The organism is Paenarthrobacter sp. NPDC090517 (assembly GCF_044769165.1).
In the GTDB taxonomy this organism is placed as follows: Bacteria; Actinomycetota; Actinomycetes; order Actinomycetales; family Micrococcaceae; genus Arthrobacter.
In genome coordinates this window covers 557,159-577,433 of record NZ_JBIVXN010000002.1, presented here as the reverse complement: position 1 = coordinate 577,433, position 20,275 = coordinate 557,159, and the positions used below count along the sequence as shown (strand labels likewise).

Below are 20,275 nucleotides of genomic sequence, written 5' to 3'. Positions count from 1 at the left end.
GCGGTGAGTGCCAGACTGGGGGCCATGATTGAACACGGAACCGAGCCTGGTTGGGTTGACGTCGAGCATTACCTGACTGACGTCGTCGTGCGTCCTGATCCGGCCCATAAGCGCGCCGTCACTTCTGCCGCTGAGGCGGGGATGCCTGCCATTGAAGTAGCACCCAACGCCGGCAAGCTGCTGCGCATGCTGGTTCAAATGTCGGGGGCCCGGCGGGTCCTCGAGATTGGAACCCTTGCGGGTTTCAGCAGCATGTGGATGGCCCAGGGACTGCCCGACGACGGCAGGATAGTCACGTGCGAATTCCTCCAAAAGCACGCCGACGTGGCGCGCGCCAATTTGGATGCTGCCGGAGTGGGACACAAGGTGGACATTCGCGTTGGTGCTGCGTTGGACACCCTGCCAACCTTGGCCGGCCAGGAGTCGTTCGACTTCGTGTTCATCGACGCCGACAAGGAAAATGACGCCAATTACCTCGACTGGGCCATCCGTCTCGGTCACCCGGGAACGGTGATCGTGGTGGATAACGTGATTTGGGATGGGGCCATCCTGGAGCCCGAGCGGGACGAGGTCAACGCACCAGGCATCGTGGCCATGCTGGAAAGAATGGGTCAGGATCCGCGACTCGATGCCACAGCCATCCAAACTGTGGGCAGCAAGGGTTGGGACGGTTTTGCGATAGCGCGGGTGCGGTAAGTGGATTTCACGATTCGGCCGGCAACGGTGGATGACGCCGAGGCCATGGCACTCATGCACGTTCAGTCGTGGAGGGAGAGCTATGGGCATCTGCTGCCTCCGCAGTTCTTCGAGAAACAGGAAGCGGCGTTGCCCGAACGCATCGAACGGTACCGGGCGTTCATCGCCGCAGGCCATACCAGGATGCTGGCCCACGATCCGGATGGTCAACTGGTTGGCCTCGGCGCAGCTGGTCCCGGACAGGATGAGGACGGTCCCTGCGAACGGGAGCTCTACATGCTTTACACCTTGGAACGCATCCACGGCCGGGGTGTTGGGCAGGCGTTGGTGGAGGCGCTGATCGGCGATGGGCCGGCGTACTTATGGGTGCTGGACGACAATCCCCGTGCCCAGGCTTTCTATCGTCGCAACGGTTTTGTACCTGACGGCAAACGTCAGCTCTGCGACCCAACCTGGTACTCGCTGCCGGAACACCGGATGGTGCGCCCCGCCGTCGGGCCTTAGCGACATCCCAACGCTCGCGAGCTGTTCCCACAGCTGACTCATGTCGATATGGTGATCACGGGCGGTGTCGATGACGATCGTCCGGTTTGGAATCAGGCGTCGATATCCGGAGCCTGAGTACGCCATTCGATTCTCGGGAGGAAGCATGACCATTCCAGAGCAGGATCCAAGCGAGCAGGAAGGCCCGGCAGACGGTGGCGCGGCCGGCGTCCCGGGCACCCATGATGGCGGCGCTGACGGCGGTGCCGACGGCGGTGCTGACGGTGGTGCCGAAGGCCCGGCAGACGGTGGCGCGGCTGGCGTCCCGGGCACCCATGATGGCGGCGCTGATGGTGGTGCCGATGGTGGTGCCGAAGGCCCGGCAGACGGTGGCGCGGCTGGCGTCCCGGGCACCCATGATGGCGGCGCTGATGGTGGTGCCGACGGCGGTGCTGACGGCGGCGCCGGGCAACAAGGCAGCTGAGTTTGAGCTCTACGAGTACTGATTTCCAGGACCCCGGCGCTGTGAAGGAGGCCGGGGTCCTGGAAAGACGCCTGATTGACATCGGTCAGGAAAGGTTCGCCACTGAGGTCTGGGGGCGCACCGCATTACTCACGCGTGGCGTCAGCGATTTCTCCGATTTGTTCTCGGCCAATGCAGTTGACGAGCTGATTTCGCGCCGGGGTCTGCGGACCCCCTTCCTGCGCGTTGCCAAGGGTGGCTCCACTCTTCCCGAGTCCTCCTTCACCTCTCCGGCAGGCGTCGGTGCCACCATCGCTGACCAGCTGGACGACACTCAGCTTTGGCGCAAGTTCGGCGACGGAGCCACCCTTGTCCTGCAGGCGCTGCACCGCACGTGGGAGCCTGTGTCGAGCTTCAGCACAAAGCTGAGCACCGAGCTCGGTCATCCTGTGCAGGCCAACGCATACGTCACCCCGCCTCAGAACCGTGGTTTCGACGATCACTACGACGTCCATGACGTCTTCGTCCTACAGATCGAGGGGACCAAGCGTTGGATCATCCATGAGCCGGTCCACGTGGACCCACTGCGAAGCCAGCCTTGGACCGATCGCCGCTCCGCCGTCGCCGAGGCCGCTCAGGGTGAGCCCTATATTGACACCGTCCTGGAACCCGGCGATGTCCTCTACCTGCCGCGCGGTTGGTTGCATGCCGCCCAGGCGCAGGGGAAGGTATCAATCCACCTCACTCTGGGAATACACAGCTGGACCCGCCATGCTCTGGCCGAACATCTGGCACAGGCCGCACTTGAAGCGCTGTGCGACGATCCCGAGATGCGCCGGTCATTGCCAATGGGCGTGGATGGTCCCGAAGCGGAGATTGTTGCGGTTCGTGAACGTCTCGCCGCCGCCGTCCTGGCGGCTGACACCACGTCCCTTTTCCAGCGCACACGGAGAGGACAGGGACGCCCGGCCCCACTTGGTCCGGTGGCCCAGCTCGCGGCCGTCGAGGGTCTCGGCCCGGAATCGCTGGTGCGGCTTCGGGATGCGCTTGAAGCCCGGTTTGAGGGCTCACGCTTGACTACCCGCGTCGGTTGGCTCGACTTTCCGGAGGTGGACCTGCCGTCCGTGCGGCGCCTGTTGGATGGCGATGCTCACCTTGCCGGTGATCTCGGCGTTGAACTTGTGGAAAGGCTGTTGCGCGCAGGAGTTCTCGTCCCCGTTGAACAGTGATATTGCCGTGAACTGCGACCCTGAACCGTGACGTCGCCAGTTGCCGCAACGGCTCGTTTCTTCTGCGCGGAAAGTGCCCGGCTTCGTGGCGACTCGATAGCCGGCACCGCGTCACCGGGCCTGGTTTGGGTTCTCGTAGAGTATCCGGGCGCCTGGCCGCCCAACGGTTTCGAGGGCCTTGATCTTGACGCCGGGACCAAGGCCCTGGTCATCTCCGCCGCGCGGACGGCGAATGCACGGATCCTCCTTGTGCGGCGTCCTGGCCCACGGCGGCTCGGTGCTCGTCAGCGCCATGGTCCGGCGAGTTGGGCCGTACTCCGCCATCAAAGCTCCGGTGCCTATCGACAGCTCTGGGGAGCTTGGGAACTGGATCAGGACCTTGCAGGGATAGTGTCAGCCCTGGCATCTCCCGGAGAGATCGGTCTTCCGCCGGTTGTCCTGGTCTGCGCTCATGGACAGCATGACGCCTGCTGCGCAGTGCGGGGACGGCCCGTGGGGCGTGCGCTCAGTGAGCGTTGGCCGGAATTGGTGTGGGAGTGTTCCCACATTGGCGGTGACAGGTTCGCGGCCAACGCCGTGGTCGCTCCCGACGGCGTGTACTACGGCGGACTCGACGCCGCGTCCTCCGTCACCACTTTTGAGGATCACCTCACCGACCGTATTCGATCAGAGTATTTGCGCGGATATACGGACCTCCTCCCGCCACAGCAGGCCGCCGTCGCTGCGGTGCTCGAACGTTTCGGCCCTGCCGGTCGGCATGATTATCTGGTCACGGAGACTGTGCGCGAGGGCGACCACTGGCGCATCCACATCACCGGCAAGCCGCCCCACCCGGCGCATATTGAGGTGGAATTGCAGGCCCGCCGCACGCCCGTGCGTCAGCTCACCTGCCGGGCGCCTACGGAGGGCTCGGTGATAGTCTACGAACCCACTTCCATCCGCAGAACCTGACACTTGCCGACCGCGGCACGGGTTGGAAGCTTTAGCGGTGCTCTGGATCTTCAGGCTGGTCCATATCCAACGGCGAATCGAGGAGACTCGGTGGCTTGGGGACGCGAGCGAGTAGCAGGCAGACCACCGTCAGCCAGGCGACTGCGACTGTCAAAACCTCCGCCCACACCGATGCTCCGAGTTCCATGTAGAGATCATATGGCCCCTGGAGGCCAAACGGTAAGTAGCCTTACTTTTGATGTGACCGTTCGGAGTAATGTGGCGCTCCACTAGGCTTGAGGCATGACTCAGGCAGGGCGGAAGTAGTGGCAAAACGCGGCAAGGCAAACAGGTCTCAGAGGTCGACCGCGGGAGTCGTCCAGGTGCCAACCGGCACCCGCCCTGACGGTCCGGTCGCGGGGGTCTACTACATCGATACTGGCGACTGCGAGCTGCTGCAGGACCAAGACAACTCCAATGGCTGGCTTCTGAGAATCAACGGCGTCATGAGCTCGCACATTGACTTGGCTGACCCGCTGTTCCTGGATTTTGAATACATGCGCTGGATCGCTGCCCTGGTTGAATCGCGTTGGCCGCGAGAGCAGAAGCCCAAGCTACGTGGCCTTCATTTGGGCGGGGGAGCTTGCTCCATGGCCCGCTACTTCCACGCGGCCTACCCTGAAGCACGGCAGGTAGTTGTTGAACTCGACGGCAAGCTGGCTGACTACGTGCGGGGCTGGTTCGATCTACCCAAGGCGCCCTTGCTGCGGATCCGTGTGGGCGAAGCCCGGCAAGTCACTGAATCCCTTACTCCGGACAGCCGCGATCTCATCATTCGCGACGTCTTCGCCGGAGCCTTCACGCCCCGCGCCCTGACCACGCGGGAGTTCACAGCGCACGCGGACTCGGTTCTCGCCCCCGACGGACTGTATGTGGTGAACTCGGGCGATGCTCCGGACCTCAAGAACGCCCGGGCTGATGCCGCCACCATCGCGGACACCTTCGAGCACACCATGATCATTGCCGATCCGGCCATGCTGAAGGGGCGCCGCTACGGCAATATGATCATGGCGGGCAGCCATGCGCCGTTCGGCGACGACCCCACCTTGGCCCGCAAATTACTGGGTGGAGGCGTCCCCGCGCACATTTGGGATGACGCCAAAGTGCGTGCATTCGCCAAGGGAATTCCGGTGCGGCATGACCCGCCGGCCGAGCCCTTGGTTGAAGCCTCAGTTCCGGCTAAGTGAGCTGTTCCACGCCTCCCACAGGTGGGCGTAGCGGCCGCCGCCCGAAAGCAGTTCCTGGTGCGAACCCGACTCGACAATCCGCCCCTGCTCCATGACCACCACGGTGTCCGCCGACGCTGCCTGGGACAACCGGTGCGCGATCACCACGGATGTTCGGCCGGCCAAGGCAGCTTCCGCGGCCTGATCGAGCATGGCTGCAGACCCGGTTCCCGCTTCTGCAGTGGCTTCGTCGAGCACTGCAATGGGCGGGTCTTTCAGCATCAGCCGAGCCAGGGCCAGCTGTTGCGCCTGCTCAGGTGTGAGCTGATGCCCGCCAGCGCCTACGAAAGTCTCCAAGCCGTCGTCGAGCGTATCAACCCAAGCAGCCCCAACACCCTGCAGGGCGCGTGTGAGTTCCTCGGTAGACGCTCCGGGTTTGGCGAGCCTGAGGTCCTGGGCGAGCGTACCCGAGAAGACGTGCACTTCCTGGCTGACCAGGGCTATGCGCTGATGCAGGTCCGCCGGGGCAGCAGCGGCTGAGTCCAGCCCGCCCACCCAAGCGGTCCCGCTGCCGGGGTGCTCCAAACCCATGATGATTTTGGCCAATGTGGTCTTGCCCGCGCCCGAGGTGCCGACAATCGCTACTCGCTCGCCCGAGCCGATCGTGAGGGAGACTCCGTTGAGGGCTGGCCACTGGCCCGGATAGGCAAACGTGACGTCGTCCAGGACAACGCCGGCATCATTGCCAGCCGCAGAGGCCTGGGCAGTGGATGGCCCCGCGGACATCGTCAGGCCGAACATGCGCCCCAATCCGGCTGCGGCTTTCTGAAGCTCATCGAACTGCCCCAGAACCAGCCCGATCGGATCGAACAGCCGGTAGAAGTAAAGTGCGGCTGCCGTCGCGGCGCCGATTGTGACGGCGCCCTCGGCGTGGAGCCAGAATCCCACCATCAGGACCGCGGACAGGCCGATCAGTTCCGCAAGGTTGAGGCGGTTGTAGAAACGGGTCAGATAACCCACCCCGCGCAGCGAATGCCCGATGTTCACGTGCGAGGCTGCGGCCACAAGATCAGCATGGCGTGACCCGAGGCCCAAGGCCACAACAGACGGGGAACCATGGACGGTCTCGATGATCTGCTCGGTTCGGTTGGCCTCGGTGATCCTGACCGTTCGGTAGATGGGCGCGGTTCGCTTGAGGAACCAGCGCAGGGTGAAGATCTGCAACGGGGCAGCAACCAGAACGGCCACCGCGAAGAGCCAGTCGATGACGCCCAAGCCCAACAACGTCACTCCGATGGTGAACGCTGCGCTGGTGAACGCGGGCAGCACGCCTGAGATTGCCTCACTGACTGCTTCAACATCGCCGGACACCCGGGCCACTACGTCCCCGATGCCCGCCTTTTCCAGTTGTGCCAGGGGTTTCCGGACGGCTGCCGCGAACACTTCCTCGCGCAGCCCGGCGAGCGCTTCCTCGCAGATCCGCGCCAGCAGGTTCTGGCCCAGAACGCCCAGCAAGGCACCTAGTCCACCGGCCACCAACAGCCCAATTGCCAGCCACAGCAAGGACAGGACGTCCCCTCCGGATGCTGCAATGTTGACCATGATGCCCAGGATTGCCGGGGCTGCCAAGCCGCAGCAGGATGCCGCCAGCAACACGAAGATGGTCAGTGTGAGCCTGCCGGGGCGTTGCGCCAACAGGCGCCACATGGCTTTCCGGGTCTCGCGAGGGGTGGCAATAGGCAGGATTTCCGAGTTCACGAGCCCACCGCCTCACGGTAGCCAGAAGACGTGGCGAGTAGTTCCCTGTGAGTGCCGCTTTCCGGAGGCCCCTCGGCTCCGCCCACCACCACGCGGTCGCAGACGGCCAGCAGCGTGGGGCTTGTTGTGACCAGCACCAAAGCCTTGTCCGGGAAGTTCCGCAGACCGTCAGCGATGACGGCTTCGGTTGCGGTGTCGACGGCGGTGGTGGGGTCATGCAGGACCAGCACGGGTTGCTGCTGATGCAGCGAGCGGCCAAGAACCAGTCGCTGGCGCTGGCCACCTGAGAGGCTCTGGCCATGGCCGGTCAGGACGGTCTTGGTGCCTTCCGGAAGTTGTGACACGAAATCCTCGACGGCGGCAGCCGCCATGGCCCGTTCCGCCAGTTCGGCGTCGGCTACTGCCATGTTGTCGTGGATGCTGCCGCTGAAGAGGACCCCGTCGTGGTTGTCGGCGAAGACCCTTGAGCGGACGTGAAGGGGGTCCAGGTCTGCGGCGTCGTGGCCATCGATAAACACGAAGCCGCGGGGTGCAGGGGTGCGGAAGCCCAAAGTGTCCACCAACTGCCGTGCTTCCGTGCTGTCCGGTAGGACGACGCCCACAATCTCTCCGGCGGACGCCGTAAACGGCGGCAAGGAAACGCCCGAAGCGCCGGGCCGGAGCTCAAGCAGCGGAGCTGGTTCGCCCGGTGAGGTGGGTGTCGAAACTGAGCCCACTGCCGTCGTCGAACGTCCCTCAGCTCTCGGTGCCGGTACCGCCTGGGGCTCTTCCAGTAACGCTGCTATGCGTGCGGCGGAGGCGCGTTTGCGGGCAAGTTCGACGCTGACGAAACCAAGCCCGGTCATGGGACCCTGAACGAACTGCGCTACTCCAACAACGGCCACCAGCTGCCCCACCGTGATGCTGCCTTGCAGCGCGAACCCCGCTGCGAAGAAGGCGATACCGGCCAAGAACGCTGCGGACAATGCTGTGCTCGCGCCGGTGTAAGCGGACTTGGCGCGGATGGCCTTCAGTGCGGATCTCAGTGATGCTTGGCTTTCGGCGCGATAACGCGCGATGGCAGCGTCCTCTGCGCCCAGCCCTTTCAACGGGCGGGAGCCGGTCATTAAATCCGTGGCCAAGGCGCCGGCGCGAGCTGCTGAGGACTGCTCCAAGTCGCTCCGGTTTTCGAGCGGCTTGGTGAGCCGGTGCATTACCAGCAGCATGACCGGCGTTGCCAAGAGAACGGCGAGACCCAGAGGCACCGAGATGAGCAGGAGGGTGATGGCTGATGTGATCACACCAGCCGCTGCAGCAAGGCCCCCGCTGATCAGCCAGGACAGCCCGGCAACCCTGTCGGCGTCGGAAGAAGCTATGGCTACGATTTCGCCCGATGCCCGTCGGGCGGCCATACCGCGGGGATGAAGTGTCCTCTCCACCACCAGTTGGCGGAGATCGTGCGAGCCGTAGTTGAAGGAGCGCTCTGTGGCCAGGGTGCCCAGACGCCACGAGAGAGCCAGCACAACGAACACCACGGCCAAGGCGCCGAGCCACCCCAGGAGGGCGCCGGCGTCGTTCGGTTCAATGGCGTTGTCCACTGCGGCACCAATGGTTGCCGGCACCAAAGCCTCGCTGACCTGATGCAGGGAGAGTCCGGCGCAGCCCGCCAACAGCAGCTTCCAGCGGCCGTTGGCGAACAAGGTGAAGTTGAAGAGCCGGGAGGCCTTCCAGGGTGCTTGCTTTTTACGCCCGGGCGGGCTGGGCGGAAGGGCAGAACTGGAGGGCATGCTTTCCATAGTAAGGCTCGCCTTACTTCAAGAAGGCCATATGACCCTTGGTCCGCCCGCCGAGACGGCACTTAATGCCGATGTTTCCGGCAAACATCGGCATTAAGTGCCACCTCGGCGCGGCCTGTCACTCTGGGCGGGCTATTCCGAGCCGAGCAGCTCCTCCCGCCGCTGCTCCGTCTCCTCCCGCAAGGCCTGCACGACGGCGGCTACCGCGGGGCGGCGCATGGAGTCAGGGCGGAGGACCATCCAATAGGGGAGAAGCTCGGCGAAGTCCGCTGGCAGGAGCCGCACCAAGTCAGTATGCCGGTCGGCCATGAAGCACGGCAGGAAGCCCACGCCGGCACCGGCTCGAGTAGCCTCCACATGCACGAAAACGTTGGTGGAGCTCAGGCCGTCACGCATGGTCGGGACCAGCCTGCGGGGAGCATCCAGGTCATCCACTTGCAGCATGGAGTCAACAAAATACACCAGCTGGTGCTGCGTCAGTTCCTCAATACTGGAAGGCGTCCCGTTGTCTGCCAGGTAAGCGCGGGAGGCATACATTCCCAACCGGTACTCGCCCAGCTGGATCGCCTCGGCCCGGTGAACCTGCGGCGTCCCCACCACCACCTCGATGTCCAGCCCCGAGCGCTGTTGCAGCGCCCTTCGCGTCACGGTCACGATCTCCACGCTGAGTCCGGGATGTTCGCGTCGCAAGCGGGCTACTGCCGGCGCAGCAATATAGGCGCTGAAGCCGTCGGTTGCGGTCATGCGTACGACGCCGGTGATGGGGTCGGGGGTGCGGTCGCTCGGTCCCAGCGCGCTCACCGCAGATTCAATCCGCTCAGCGACAAGTACGGCTTCGGCACCCAGCTCTGTCACTTCCCAACCACCGGCCGCACGCGCGAGGACCCTGCCGCCCAGCGCCTTCTCCAGCGCCGCTATCCTGCGCGAAACCGTGGTGTGGTTGAGCCCCAAGGCTTGGGCCGCCGTCGTAAATTTTCCTGAACGCGAGACGGTGAGGAAGATGAGGAGGTCGTCTGGGTTCGGATTCATATCTGCAATTCTGCACACATAGGGTGCCACTTTGGTCATTGAGGCATGACGAATCTGCAGCAATACTCAGTGAAGCGTTTCGTGTTGTGGATCACATCACGTTCAAATGGGTCAAAGAGGACACTGAGGAGATGGATATGAGCGTAGAGCAGCGCTCCGCATCAAGAGCAGGGAAAGGCGCCGGCGAAGGTTCCGGACTCAAGAAGATCGTCGCGGCGTCGATGGTGGGCACCGTGGTGGAGTGGTACGAGTTCTTCCTGTACGCCACGGCCGCCACGTTGGTTTTCGGCAAGTACTTCTTCCCGAGCACCGGCAATGAACTGGACGGCATCATCCAGGCATTCATTACCTACGCGGTTGGCTTCGTGGCCCGTCCACTCGGCGGCATCGTGTTCGGCCAGATCGGCGACAAACTGGGCCGCAAGCCCACCCTGCAGCTGACCATCGTGATTGTGGGCGTTTCCACCTTCCTGATGGGCTGCCTTCCGGGCTTTGTGGAGATCGGCTACTGGGCACCGGCCATGCTGGTGGCGCTCCGCTTCATCCAGGGTTTCGCGCTCGGCGGCGAATGGGGTGGTGCTGTATTGCTGGTGGCTGAGCACAGCCCCAACAAATCCCGCGGTTTCTGGTCCTCGTGGCCCCAAGCGGCAGTGCCGGTAGGTAACCTCCTGGCCACCGCCGTCCTGTTCACCATGTCCACAGTCCTCAGCAGCGAAGCCTTCCTCAGCTGGGGCTGGCGCGTAGCGTTCTGGCTGTCCGCAGTGATCGTGTTCGTCGGCTACTACATCCGCACCCACGTCACCGAGGCCCCCATCTTCCTCGAAGCCAAGGCGCAGGTGGAAGAGTCCAAGGCCATCAGCTACGGCGTGGGCGAAGTCATCCGCAAGTACCCCAAGGGCATCCTCCAGGCCATGGGGCTCCGCTTCGCAGAGAACATCATGTACTACCTCGTGGTCAGCTTCGCGATCGTGTACCTCAAGAGCGTCCACAAGTACGACACGTCCTCGCTCCTCCTGGCTCTCCTGATCGCCCACGTCATCCACTTCCTGGTGATCCCGCAGATCGGTCGGCTGGTGGACTCGTGGGGCCGCAAGCCCGTGTACCTGGTGGGAGCCATCGCCGGCGCAACCTGGCCGTTCTTCGCCTTCCCCATGTTCGATACCAAGAACGCCGTGATCATCGTCCTCGCCGTGACAATCGGCCTCTGCCTGCACGCGTTCATGTACGCAGGCCAGCCGGCCATCATGTCCGAGCTCTTCCCCACCCGGATGCGCTACTCGGGTGTTTCGCTCGGCTCGCAGGTCACATCGATTTTCGCCGGGTCGCTCGCGCCGCTGCTGGCCACACAATGGCTCAAGGACACCGGCTCCTGGGTTCCAACAGCGATCTACCTCGTGGTTGCTTGCGCCATCACCGTCGTCGCAGTTGTTTCGCTGAAGGAGACCAAGGGTATCGCGCTGCAGGAAGTGGACCAGGCCGACGCCATCCGGCACGGACTGGCCACTTCATCTACTTCGAAAGGCTAGCTCCATGGACAACTCCTTGAATGGACGCAAGGCACTGGTGACCGGCGGGGCGAGCGGAATCGGGGCCGCCTGCACCCGCGCGCTCGCCGCCCGCGGCGCGAAGGTAGTCGTGGCCGACGTCGATGCCTCCGGAGCTGCGGCTCTCGCCGATGAGCTGGGCGGCACAGCCTGGACGGTTGATCTCCTGGATGTCGACGCCCTGGCCGCCCTCAGTCTCGACTGCGACATTCTGGTCAACAACGCCGGCATCCAAAAAGTTGCGCCGATCGAGGAGTTCGAACCTGCGGAATTCCGTCGGATCCTGGCCCTGATGCTGGAGGCCCCGTTTCTCCTCATCAGGGCCGCCCTCCCGCACATGTACGCCAACGGGTTCGGCCGGATCATCAACATCTCCTCCGTCCACGGGCTCCGCGCCTCCGCTTACAAGAGTGCGTACGTGTCCGCGAAGCATGGGCTTGAGGGGCTGAGCAAGGTCACCGCCTTGGAGGGCGGCGAACACGGGGTCACGTCCAACTGCATCAACCCTGGTTACGTGCGGACACCCTTGGTGGAGAAGCAGATTGCCGACCAAGCCCGGCTCCACGGCATCCCCGAGGCCGAAGTCTTGTCCAAGGTGATGCTCACGGAGTCCGCGGTGAAACGCCTTGTGGAGGTGGAGGAAGTCGCGTCACTAGCCGCTTGGATGGCCTCCGACGACGCCGGTATGGTCACCGGCGCGAGTTACACCATGGACGGTGGGTGGTCCGCCCGGTAACCGGCCCCGCCCCCCGCGAGTTGGCAGATAACCCCCATGTTTCTCAAAAACATGGGGGTTATCTGCCGTCTCGGCGCGGAACTACGGTGCCTTCACCACAGGGATCGACGACGTCTCGTCCACAAGCTCCGCCCGGCGCAGGCCACCTCCGCGGACCCACAGCTTGTAAGCCACGAAGAGGAGTACGAGCCAGGAACCGCCTACATACAAAGCAACCCGCGTGTCCTCGAAAACGCCCAGGATCACGATCACCATGGCCATGAACGCCATGGTCAGGATCGACGCAGCGGGCCACAGCGGAGAACCGAATTCCGACGCCGGCAGGTCTTTGCGCTTGATCTCCCGTTTCATGGCGACGTGCGAAGCAAGGATCATCACCCAAACCCACACAGTGGCGAAGGTGGCGATGGAAGCGATGAGCACGAACACGTCTTCAGGTATGACGGCGTTCAGGATGACGCCCACCAGCAGGATGCCGCCCATCATCACCACGGTCATCCACGGAACACCGTGCCGGGAAATCTTGCTGAAGCTCTTGGGCGCATGTCCTTGTTGGGCGAGGCCGAACAGGATGCGTCCGGCCCCGAAAATGTCGCTGTTGATCGCCGAAAGAGCGGCCGTGATAACCACGGCGTTGAGGATGTGAGGGGCGGCAGGAATGCCCAGGCCATCGAAGATCTGCACGAACGGGCTGCCGCTGCTTCCAATTTCGTTCCACGGGAAGATGCTCATGAGTACGCCCAAGGTCAGTACGTAGAACAACAAAACGCGGACGGGCACAGTGTTAACTGCCTGCGGGATGACCTTCTTGGGGTTTGTGGCTTCGCCCGCCGTGATACCGATCGTTTCGATCCCGCCGAAGGCAAACATCACGACGGCGAACGCGGCCAGGAGCCCCTCGAAACCGTTCGGGAACAAACCGCCGTGATTAACAAGGTTCCCAAGCCCCGGTGCCACGCCGCCGCCGTCGCCCGTTTGGAAGCCGAAGGCAACGATCGCTGCACCGCCCACGATCATGGCGATAATTGCCACCACCTTGATGAGCGAGAACCAGAACTCGAGTTCGCCGAACACCTTCACGCTGAGCAGGTTCATGGCGCCCAGGAACAGGATGATGGCGAGCACCCAGATCCATCGGTCCACCTGTGGGAACCAGAATCCCATATAGATACTGAAGGCGGTGACATCGGCTATGGCCACGATCGCCATCTCGAACACGTACGTCCACCCGGTCACGAACCCGGCGAACGGGCCCAGATACTTGCTTGCGTACTGGCCGAACGAGCCGGACACAGGGTGGCGGACAGCCATCTCACCGAGGGCGCGCATCACCATGAACACGGCCGCACCGCCGATGATGTAGGCCAGCAGGACGGCAGGACCGGCTTTCTGGATGGCGGAGGCCGAGCCGTAGAAGAGGCCGGTGCCGATTGCAGATCCGAGAGCCATGAAGCGTATGTGACGGACGTTGAGGCCTCGGCTGAGCGCCGTACCTGCGGCCTGGAGGACAGAGCTCTCCGCAGCCAGCTTGGTTTGTTGCATAGTAAAACCTTCTCGTCTTTGGGAGGGGATCGCTATCCAGCAGATCACTTTTGGGCGCCTTGTGATCGGACTCACGAGGGTTTGGTGTCTTTGATCGCAGACAGTGGGCTGACGGCGGACGCCCATCGGGAGCATCATCCGGGAGTGTCCGGTATTCCGGACGCTGCTGGCCGGTCCGTGCTGGTGATTGGCCTGCAAAGGGGGCACGCTAGAGTACGGGATACCGGACAGCAATGGTTCGACGATCCCGAAATCCGAGCAGCGAGGAACCATGACAAGCACGCCAACCGCCCCAGGTAAAGCCACGTCCAAAGTCCCGGCCGCCGAAAATACGCTGCGCATCCTGAAGCTGTTGGCCTCGCGCCGCGGTCCCATGGCGGCGTCGAACATTGCAACAGCCCTCGGCTTGCCGCGATCCAGCGTGTACCATCTGCTCGGCGTGATGGAGGCGAACGGCTTCGTCCTCCACCTGCACGAGGAACAGCGTTACGGGCTTGGCATCAGCGCGTTCGAGCTCAGCTCGGCGTACTCGCGGCAGGAGCCGTTGTCCCGGCTCGGACGCCCTATGCTCGCTTCGCTGGTGGACGTGATCGGTGAGAGCGCGCACTTGGCGGTGCTCCACGGGCGCGACGTTCTCTACATCGTGGAGGAACGCGCCAAGAACCGCCCGAGCCTGGTGACCGACGTCGGCGTCCGCCTGCCCAGCCACCTCACTGCCTCGGGCCGCGCTATCCTGGCCGCCCTGCCAAAGTCCCAGGTGCGCGCTCTTTACCCGAACGCCGCTGCCTTCACCTCGCGGCACGAAGTCGAGTTTCCCATCATGAAGTACTCCGCCTTGTCATCCCATCTGGATCAGGTTCGGCAACGCGGCTACGCCACGGAAAATGGCGAAATCACCCCGGGCTTCGGTTCCATCGCGGCCGCTGTGACGGACCATGTGGGATGGCCGACGGCGGCAGTCGCCGTCACGTTCCTGGAGGACAAAGTGCCGGCTGAGCAATGGCCGGTCCTGGCTGCCCGCATCCGGAAAGCGGCAGACGAACTGTCGGTGCGGATTCACGGGCGTCCGGCTGGCTAACCCGGCCCCGAGGCATCGCGCTCGACGAGTTTGCGGAAGGTTTCCAGCTCACCCTGGAAGCTACCGCGGTACGACCCCATGGCGAAGAGGCGCCCAAAGATCGCTGAGATGAATCCGCGGGTCACGAACTCCTGCCGGATGCGTGTGCCTCCGCCCTCGGCTGCGAACCTCACATCGGACTCGCCCTTCAGGATTGCATTGCCGAAGCGGGTGCGGATGTGCCAAGGCCGCGTGACGGCAAGGATTTCGGTGGGGCTGGCCATCCGCCCGAACCAGACCGTGTAGCGGCTGCCGACCTGGTCGGTGGAGCCCACGCGGTCCGTCACGCGGGTTACTCCGCCGATCCATTCCGGGAACCGGTCCAAGTCCGTCCAAGCAGCGAAGACGCGCTCGGGCGGTGCGGCGACGAGCGTGGTTACCCGGTGCGTTCCCATGGGTCCAGCATGCTCTTTTTGTCGCGCGAATGCGAAGGGTTGAGTGGGTCTGTAATCCCGGACAGCACCACTCCAAAAGCCGTTCCGGCCGCAGGATAAAGGGGCTTTAGTAGAAGCAGAAGATCTTTCCACCACATACTTCCCACAGACGAAGGAGTCACCATGGCACCCGCCGATTTCACTACTGGTGCCCGTCCGGTTAAGGCCGCGCGGGGTACTGAGCTTACTGCCAAGTCGTGGCAGACCGAGGCGCCGTTGCGCATGTTGATGAATAACCTGGATCCGGAGGTTGCTGAGCGTCCGGATGATTTGGTGGTGTACGGCGGCACGGGTCGTGCTGTCCGTTCTTGGGCTGCGTTTGATGCGATTACCCGGACGTTGGAGTCGATGGAGAAGGACGAGACGCTTCTGGTGCAGTCGGGTAAGCCGGTGGGTGTGTTCCGTACTCATGAGTGGGCTCCGCGGGTGTTGTTGGCGAACTCGAATCTGGTGGGGGATTGGGCGACGTGGCCTGAGTTCCGCCGGCTCGAGGCTGAGGGTTTGATGATGTATGGGCAGATGACGGCCGGGTCGTGGATTTACATTGGTACCCAGGGCATCTTGCAGGGCACGTATGAGACGTTCGCTGCGGTGGGGAATAAGCTCGCTGCGGAGGGCCGTCACCCGGCGCCGGCCGCAGAGGGTTCCATGGAAGGACCTCTTGCGGGGACGCTGACGTTGACCGGTGGTTGTGGTGGCATGGGCGGTGCCCAGCCGCTCGCGGTGACATTGAACGACGGTGCGTGCCTGATTGTCGACGTCGACGAGTCCCGCCTGCGTCGTCGTGTGGGGAAGCGGTACTTGGACGAGGTCGAAACGGATCTGGATGCTGCGATCAAGAAGGTCCAAGCCGCGAAGGACGAGCGCCGCGGCTGGTCTGTGGGGTATGTGGGCAACGCGGCCGAGGTTTTCCCGGAACTGCTGCGTCGGCATAAGGCCGGGGAAGTGACCTTTGATGTGGTCACGGACCAGACCAGTGCCCATGATCCTCTGTCCTATCTTCCGGAGGGTATTACCGTGGCGGAGTGGCATGTTGAGGCCGAGGCGGATCCGGAAGGGTTCACGAAGAAGGCCCAGGCGTCCATGGCACGGCAGGTCCAGGCGATGGTGGAGTTCCAGGACGCCGGTGCTGAGGTGTTTGATTACGGGAACTCGATCCGTGACGAGGCACGCACGGGCGGGTACGGGCGGGCGTTTGAGTTCCCCGGCTTCGTTCCGGCGTATATTCGTCCGTTGTTCTGCGAGGGTCTGGGCCCGTTCCGTTGGGTCGCGCTTTCCGGGGACCCGGAAGACATTGCCGTGACGGACAAGGCCATCAAGGAGTTGTTCCCGGAGAACAAGCACCTGCACAAGTGGTTGGACGCTGCTGCGGACCGGGTGGAGTTCGAGGGCTTGCCGGCACGTATTTGCTGGCTTGGGTACGGTGAACGGGCCAAGGCCGGGTTGTTGTTCAACCAGTTGGTCAAGGAGGGCAAGGTCAAGGCCCCGATCGTGATCGGCCGTGACCACCTGGACTCCGGTTCGGTCGCGTCTCCGTACCGGGAGACCGAGTCCATGGCTGACGGCTCGGACGCGGTTGCTGACTGGCCGTTGCTGAACGCCCTGCTCAACACCTCTTCGGGTGCTACCTGGGTGTCGATCCATCACGGCGGCGGTGTCGGGATCGGCCGGTCCCTGCACGCCGGGCAGGTCTCCGTCGCTGACGGCACCGATTTGGCCGCGGAAAAGCTCGAACGGCTCCTGACCAACGACCCCGGCATGGGCGTCATCCGCCACGTCGACGCCGGCTACCCCCGCGCCGTCGAGGTCGCCAACGAACGCGGCGTCCGCATCCCCATGAACGAGAAGTAGGCAACAAAGTGACTACCACAACCCACGAACAGCTCACCGTCACCCTCGGCTCCAGCGGCGTCACCCCGGAAGACGTCGTCGCCGTCGCCCGCCACGACGCCAAGGTGACCATTTCGCAAGACGCCTTGGATAACGTCGCCAAGGTACGCGCCCACATTGACGAGCTCGCTACCAGCGACGTCCCGGCCTACGGCATCTCCACGGGCTTCGGCGCGCTGGCCAACCGCCACATCCCCAACGATCTCCGCACGCAGCTGCAGAAGTCGCTGATTCGCAGCCACGCCGCCGGCATGGGTCCGGCCGTGGAACGCGAAGTGGTCCGCGGCATCATGTTCCTCCGCGCCAAAACCCTGGCATCAGGCCGCACAGGCGTTCGACCCGTGGTCCTGCAGACCATGGTGGATGTCCTCAACGCGGGCATCACACCGCTGGTGCGTGAGTTCGGTTCGCTGGGTTGCTCCGGCGACCTCGCGCCGCTGTCCCACTGCGCGCTGGTCCTCATGGGCGAAGGTGAAGCAACGGGGCCCGACGGCGAACTGTACGGAACCGCTGGCAAGCCGCCTGTCGCTGAGCTGCTCGCGCAGCACGGCATCGAGCCGGTCACCCTCGCTGAGAAAGAGGGCTTGGCCCTCGTCAACGGCACCGAAGGCATGCTGGGCATGCTCCTGATGGCCATCGCCGATATCCGTTTGCTGCTTGCGACGGCGGACGTCACCGCCGCGCTCAGCGTCGAGGCGCTGCTCGGCACGGACCAGGTGTTCCTGCCGGAGGTCCACGCAGCACTGCGTCCCCACCCGGGCCAGGCTGCCAGCGCTGACAATATGCTGCGCGTGCTGTCCAACTCGCCCATCGTCGCGTCCCACCGGATCAACGACACCAAGGTCCAGGACGCCTACTCCCTGCGTTGTGCCCCTCAGGTTGCCGGGGCTGTCCGTGACACCGTGGACCACGCCGCGCTGGTGGCTTCCCGCGAACTCGCTGCAGCGATCGACAACCCGGTGGTCCTGCCCGACGGCCGCGTCACGTCCAACGGCAACTTCCACGGAGCTCCCGTGGCCTACGTCCTGGACTTCCTGGCCATCGCTGTGGCGGACCTCAGCTCCATAGCCGAGCGCCGCACGGACCGCATGCTTGATCCGGCCCGCTCGCACGGACTTCCGGCTTTCCTCGCAGGAGACCCCGGCGTCGATTCCGGCCTGATGATCGCCCAGTACACGCAGGCAGGCCTGGTTTCGGACAACAAGCGCCTCGCCGTTCCGGCATCCGTGGACTCCATCCCGAGCTCCGCAATGCAGGAAGACCACGTGTCCATGGGCTGGCACGCTGCCCGGAAGCTGCGCAAGGCGGTGGAGAACCTCCGCCGCGTGCTCGCCGTCGAGCTTGTCACCAGCGCCCGCGCTATTGACATGCGGACGCAAATGTCCGACGGCGAACTCACCCCGGGTCCCGCCGGTACGGCCGTGCTTGAGGTGCTTCGTGAAGTGGTCCAAGGCCCGGGTACCGACCGGTTCCTGTCGCCGGAACTGGAAGCAGCTGACCGTTTGGTTGGCTCCGGCGCGGTCCGCGCGGCCGCCGAATCCGCCGTCGGGATTTTGGCCTGACGTCGAATAAAACGCTCATTTGATGGGCATATTTGTCACGCCCCGGTCTTTGTTCGCAACGCAAGCACCGGGGCGTGGCAAATGTAGTAAAACTTATGGTGTACGTCACGTCCACGCCAACGATGTCGTGGGCCTGACGGTCAACCGTTTCACACAACTCAATACACAACAGAGAACATCCACAAAGGGGTAGAAGTTCAATGAAGGCACGCGGAGCAGTCCTGTCCAGGCGAAGCGCTCACACGGCTACGGTTACCGACTGGAAGACGCTGAAAGTTGGCGAGCGGGTGGAAGTGGTCAAATACGCCCACGTGATCGCCGCCGGCCGGATCGAGGAAGTCTCCGGAAGCGGGAACGTTGTATGGCTTGAGCACTCGGGTTCGGGCGTTACCGAAGAGGGTAAGGAACTGTTCATGAAGTCCGACGGCGTGACTCTCCGCCGGGCGTAGGCACCCAACTGAGTCGCAGTTAAGGGCGTATTGAGCGCTCAAAACGCCCTTAAATGCGACCTACTTGGGTCGGGATAGTTGTTAAAACAGAAACCGGGGCTCGTTCCCCTTCCGCGGGTAGTAGATGCGGAAGGGGAACGGGCCCCGGTTTTTTGTTCGCTGCCGTGTGTGCCTTCAGGGGTGGCAATCAGGCAGCGAGTACTTCCCGGGTCTGACCGAAGGGAACGGATTCGTCCAGAGCCACGGTGTAGGTGCCGGGCTCGTGCCGGGTCACCAGAATGCCGCAGTTAGCGTCTGCTGCTGCGTTTTCGATCAGGGCATCCACGGCGCGGTCGAGTCCGTCGTGGATTTCGTCTGCCTTCGAGAAGGACAGGCGAATTTCGCGTTCTGCAATCATTGCAGGGGTCATTTGGGGGCCTCCTATTACTTGCCGCATGCGAGGGCGACCCATCAATCATAGGGGGTGGGCGTCAAGTATTTGTAAGATGACCGGCAGGCCCGTGATGCGGGTCTCATCGGTGGACCCTGTCGGAGTTACGGCCCCACTTCCGCGAGATGGCACTTAAGGCCAATGTTTGAGCGGAACATTGGTATTAAATGCCACCTCGCGGGGAGGTTTGCGCCCCAAGACGTGGTGGCGGGATTCGAACCCGCGTGCGCTGCTTTGCAGGCAGCTCCCTGGCCTCTCGGGTACACCACGTGCAAACGACACTAGGCGTCCGGGCGCGGCTGGATCAAAGTTCATTTCCCAGGCTTTCGCAGGGCTACGGGTGGTTTCGTCGGGCTACGCTGTGTGGCTTTCCGTTGCGGTCAATGACGGCTGATCTGTGCCCCTGCGCCCTGGATCAGCGGCTTGTTCGTTGAGCGACACGTTCAAGGGCGGGATCCGCGGACAAGCGCGGGATCCGTGCCAACGCGGTGTTTGGCATTCATCTCGGCCAGCTTAGTGACCCCGGACGCCAGGAGGAGTGTGAGAATTGCGGCGGCCATGTGGGTGTAGAGCATGAGGTGGACTGAACCGCCACTTGGGGCGGCTCCGGCTTCTGCGGGCACGTCCAGCTGGCCGCCGTGCAAGTGATCCAGGAACCCGCTACCGGGAAAGTACCCACCAAAGGCGTCAAAACCCAGGTGCAGCAACTGTTGGGCAAGGCCGGACAACAGCAGCAACAGCAGGGGCCAGTGCACCCAGCGGGCAACGAGTTGAGCCGCCAGGCAGCAAAGTGCTGCGAAGCCCAGAAGCACGGGGACGGCGGGAATGCTGCCGCCAGCCAGCATGTGCGCGGCCAATCCAAGGGCCACCGCTAAGAACCCCGTAACCCAAGCCCACTTTTCCTGCACAAGAGGTGTGCGCATCGCTGTCCTTTCCTCCACACAGGCTATGTGGAGGAACGTGCCCAGGAACAGGGCCTTCC

Annotated in this window: 20 protein-coding genes and 1 tRNA gene; 11 read left to right on the top strand and 10 right to left on the bottom strand. The window is 63.6% G+C overall.

Annotated elements, in window-relative coordinates:
* The first annotated feature begins 24 nt into the window (after positions 1-24).
* On the top strand, positions 25-696 hold the full coding sequence (locus ACIQTW_RS11505) for an O-methyltransferase (RefSeq protein ID WP_091464802.1): 672 nt from the start codon (positions 25-27) through the stop codon (positions 694-696).
* Entirely contained in the window at positions 697-1,200 is a 504-nt protein-coding gene (locus ACIQTW_RS11500) for a GNAT family N-acetyltransferase (protein WP_402936915.1), read from the top strand.
* Between the two features lie 55 nt (positions 1,201-1,255).
* On the opposite strand, the gene ACIQTW_RS11495 is transcribed toward ACIQTW_RS11500, so the two are convergent.
* Positions 1,256-1,654: a hypothetical protein gene (locus ACIQTW_RS11495; RefSeq protein WP_402936914.1), complete on the bottom strand. Its 399-nt coding sequence runs from the start codon at positions 1,652-1,654 to the stop codon at positions 1,256-1,258.
* Positions 1,655-1,665: 11 nt separating this feature from the next.
* Between ACIQTW_RS11495 and ACIQTW_RS11490 the strand changes: the two genes are divergently transcribed.
* Together ACIQTW_RS11490 and ACIQTW_RS11485 are read left to right on the top strand one after the other, a co-directional pair.
* Positions 1,666-2,871 (top strand): cupin domain-containing protein, encoded by a 1,206-nt coding sequence (locus tag ACIQTW_RS11490; protein WP_402936913.1) that lies wholly within the window; start codon positions 1,666-1,668, stop codon positions 2,869-2,871.
* Between the two features lie 96 nt (positions 2,872-2,967).
* Positions 2,968-3,822: a sucrase ferredoxin gene (locus ACIQTW_RS11485; protein WP_402936975.1), complete on the top strand. Its 855-nt coding sequence runs from the start codon at positions 2,968-2,970 to the stop codon at positions 3,820-3,822.
* 31 nt (positions 3,823-3,853) lie between these two features.
* On the opposite strand, the gene ACIQTW_RS11480 is transcribed toward ACIQTW_RS11485, so the two are convergent.
* On the bottom strand, positions 3,854-4,009 hold the full coding sequence (locus ACIQTW_RS11480; RefSeq protein WP_402936912.1) for a hypothetical protein: 156 nt from the start codon (positions 4,007-4,009) through the stop codon (positions 3,854-3,856).
* 118 nt (positions 4,010-4,127) lie between these two features.
* Here ACIQTW_RS11480 and ACIQTW_RS11475 point away from each other — a divergent pair, with 118 nt between their 5' ends.
* Positions 4,128-5,048 (top strand): spermidine synthase, encoded by a 921-nt coding sequence (locus ACIQTW_RS11475; protein WP_402936911.1) that lies wholly within the window; start codon positions 4,128-4,130, stop codon positions 5,046-5,048.
* Here the strand turns inward: ACIQTW_RS11475 and ACIQTW_RS11470 are convergent.
* The 3 genes from ACIQTW_RS11470 to ACIQTW_RS11460 form a co-directional block, all read right to left on the bottom strand.
* On the bottom strand, positions 5,031-6,785 hold the full coding sequence (locus ACIQTW_RS11470; RefSeq protein ID WP_402936910.1) for an ABC transporter ATP-binding protein: 1,755 nt from the start codon (positions 6,783-6,785) through the stop codon (positions 5,031-5,033). The two genes, ACIQTW_RS11475 and ACIQTW_RS11470, sit on opposite strands and share 18 nt — an antisense overlap.
* Positions 6,782-8,551, bottom strand: coding sequence for an ABC transporter ATP-binding protein (locus ACIQTW_RS11465; protein WP_402936909.1), 1,770 nt, complete (start codon positions 8,549-8,551; stop codon positions 6,782-6,784). The genes ACIQTW_RS11470 and ACIQTW_RS11465 overlap by 4 nt, the downstream gene beginning before the upstream one ends.
* Positions 8,552-8,692: 141 nt before the next feature.
* Positions 8,693-9,589 (bottom strand): LysR family transcriptional regulator, encoded by an 897-nt coding sequence (locus ACIQTW_RS11460; protein WP_402936908.1) that lies wholly within the window; start codon positions 9,587-9,589, stop codon positions 8,693-8,695.
* A 137-nt stretch (positions 9,590-9,726) separates the two neighbouring features.
* On the opposite strand from ACIQTW_RS11460, the gene ACIQTW_RS11455 reads away from it, so the two are divergent.
* Complete coding sequence (locus tag ACIQTW_RS11455) at positions 9,727-11,115, top strand: MFS transporter (protein ID WP_402936907.1); 1,389 nt, start codon at positions 9,727-9,729, stop codon at positions 11,113-11,115.
* 4 nt (positions 11,116-11,119) lie between these two features.
* Positions 11,120-11,869: a 3-hydroxybutyrate dehydrogenase gene (locus ACIQTW_RS11450; protein WP_402936906.1), complete on the top strand. Its 750-nt coding sequence runs from the start codon at positions 11,120-11,122 to the stop codon at positions 11,867-11,869.
* An 81-nt stretch (positions 11,870-11,950) separates the two neighbouring features.
* Here ACIQTW_RS11450 and ACIQTW_RS11445 read toward each other — a convergent pair whose 3' ends face one another.
* Positions 11,951-13,411: an amino acid permease gene (locus tag ACIQTW_RS11445; RefSeq protein WP_402936905.1), complete on the bottom strand. Its 1,461-nt coding sequence runs from the start codon at positions 13,409-13,411 to the stop codon at positions 11,951-11,953.
* 271 nt (positions 13,412-13,682) lie between these two features.
* On the opposite strand from ACIQTW_RS11445, the gene ACIQTW_RS11440 reads away from it, so the two are divergent.
* The gene (locus ACIQTW_RS11440; protein WP_402936904.1) at positions 13,683-14,489 is read left to right on the top strand and encodes an IclR family transcriptional regulator; all 807 of its coding nucleotides are present in this window, start codon (positions 13,683-13,685) and stop codon (positions 14,487-14,489) included.
* On the opposite strand, the gene ACIQTW_RS11435 is transcribed toward ACIQTW_RS11440, so the two are convergent.
* Positions 14,486-14,923 (bottom strand): SRPBCC domain-containing protein, encoded by a 438-nt coding sequence (locus ACIQTW_RS11435; RefSeq protein ID WP_402936903.1) that lies wholly within the window; start codon positions 14,921-14,923, stop codon positions 14,486-14,488. The genes ACIQTW_RS11440 and ACIQTW_RS11435 overlap by 4 nt on opposite strands.
* A 162-nt stretch (positions 14,924-15,085) precedes the next feature.
* Here ACIQTW_RS11435 and ACIQTW_RS11430 point away from each other — a divergent pair, with 162 nt between their 5' ends.
* From ACIQTW_RS11430 to ACIQTW_RS11420, 3 genes are all read left to right on the top strand, one after another.
* Positions 15,086-16,813 (top strand): urocanate hydratase, encoded by a 1,728-nt coding sequence (locus ACIQTW_RS11430; RefSeq protein ID WP_402936902.1) that lies wholly within the window; start codon positions 15,086-15,088, stop codon positions 16,811-16,813.
* 8 nt (positions 16,814-16,821) lie between these two features.
* Positions 16,822-18,414, top strand: a complete 1,593-nt coding sequence (gene hutH / locus ACIQTW_RS11425) for a histidine ammonia-lyase (RefSeq protein WP_402936901.1) — start codon at positions 16,822-16,824, stop codon at positions 18,412-18,414.
* A 200-nt stretch (positions 18,415-18,614) separates the two neighbouring features.
* Positions 18,615-18,863 carry a hypothetical protein gene (locus ACIQTW_RS11420; protein ID WP_402936900.1) on the top strand — a complete coding sequence of 83 codons (249 nt, stop codon included), beginning with the start codon at positions 18,615-18,617 and terminating at the stop codon, positions 18,861-18,863.
* Positions 18,864-19,050: 187 nt separating this feature from the next.
* Here ACIQTW_RS11420 and ACIQTW_RS11415 read toward each other — a convergent pair whose 3' ends face one another.
* The 3 genes from ACIQTW_RS11415 to ACIQTW_RS11405 all read right to left on the bottom strand — a co-directional run bounded on the left by ACIQTW_RS11415 (position 19,051) and on the right by ACIQTW_RS11405 (position 20,216).
* Positions 19,051-19,272, bottom strand: a complete 222-nt coding sequence (locus ACIQTW_RS11415; protein ID WP_017198995.1) for a hypothetical protein — start codon at positions 19,270-19,272, stop codon at positions 19,051-19,053.
* Between the two features lie 220 nt (positions 19,273-19,492).
* Positions 19,493-19,563: transfer RNA gene (locus ACIQTW_RS11410), tRNA-Cys, on the bottom strand.
* Between the two features lie 173 nt (positions 19,564-19,736).
* A complete protein-coding gene (locus tag ACIQTW_RS11405) occupies positions 19,737-20,216 on the bottom strand; it encodes a hypothetical protein (protein ID WP_402936899.1) in 480 nt (159 codons plus the stop codon).
* Positions 20,217-20,275: the final 59 nt, after the last annotated feature.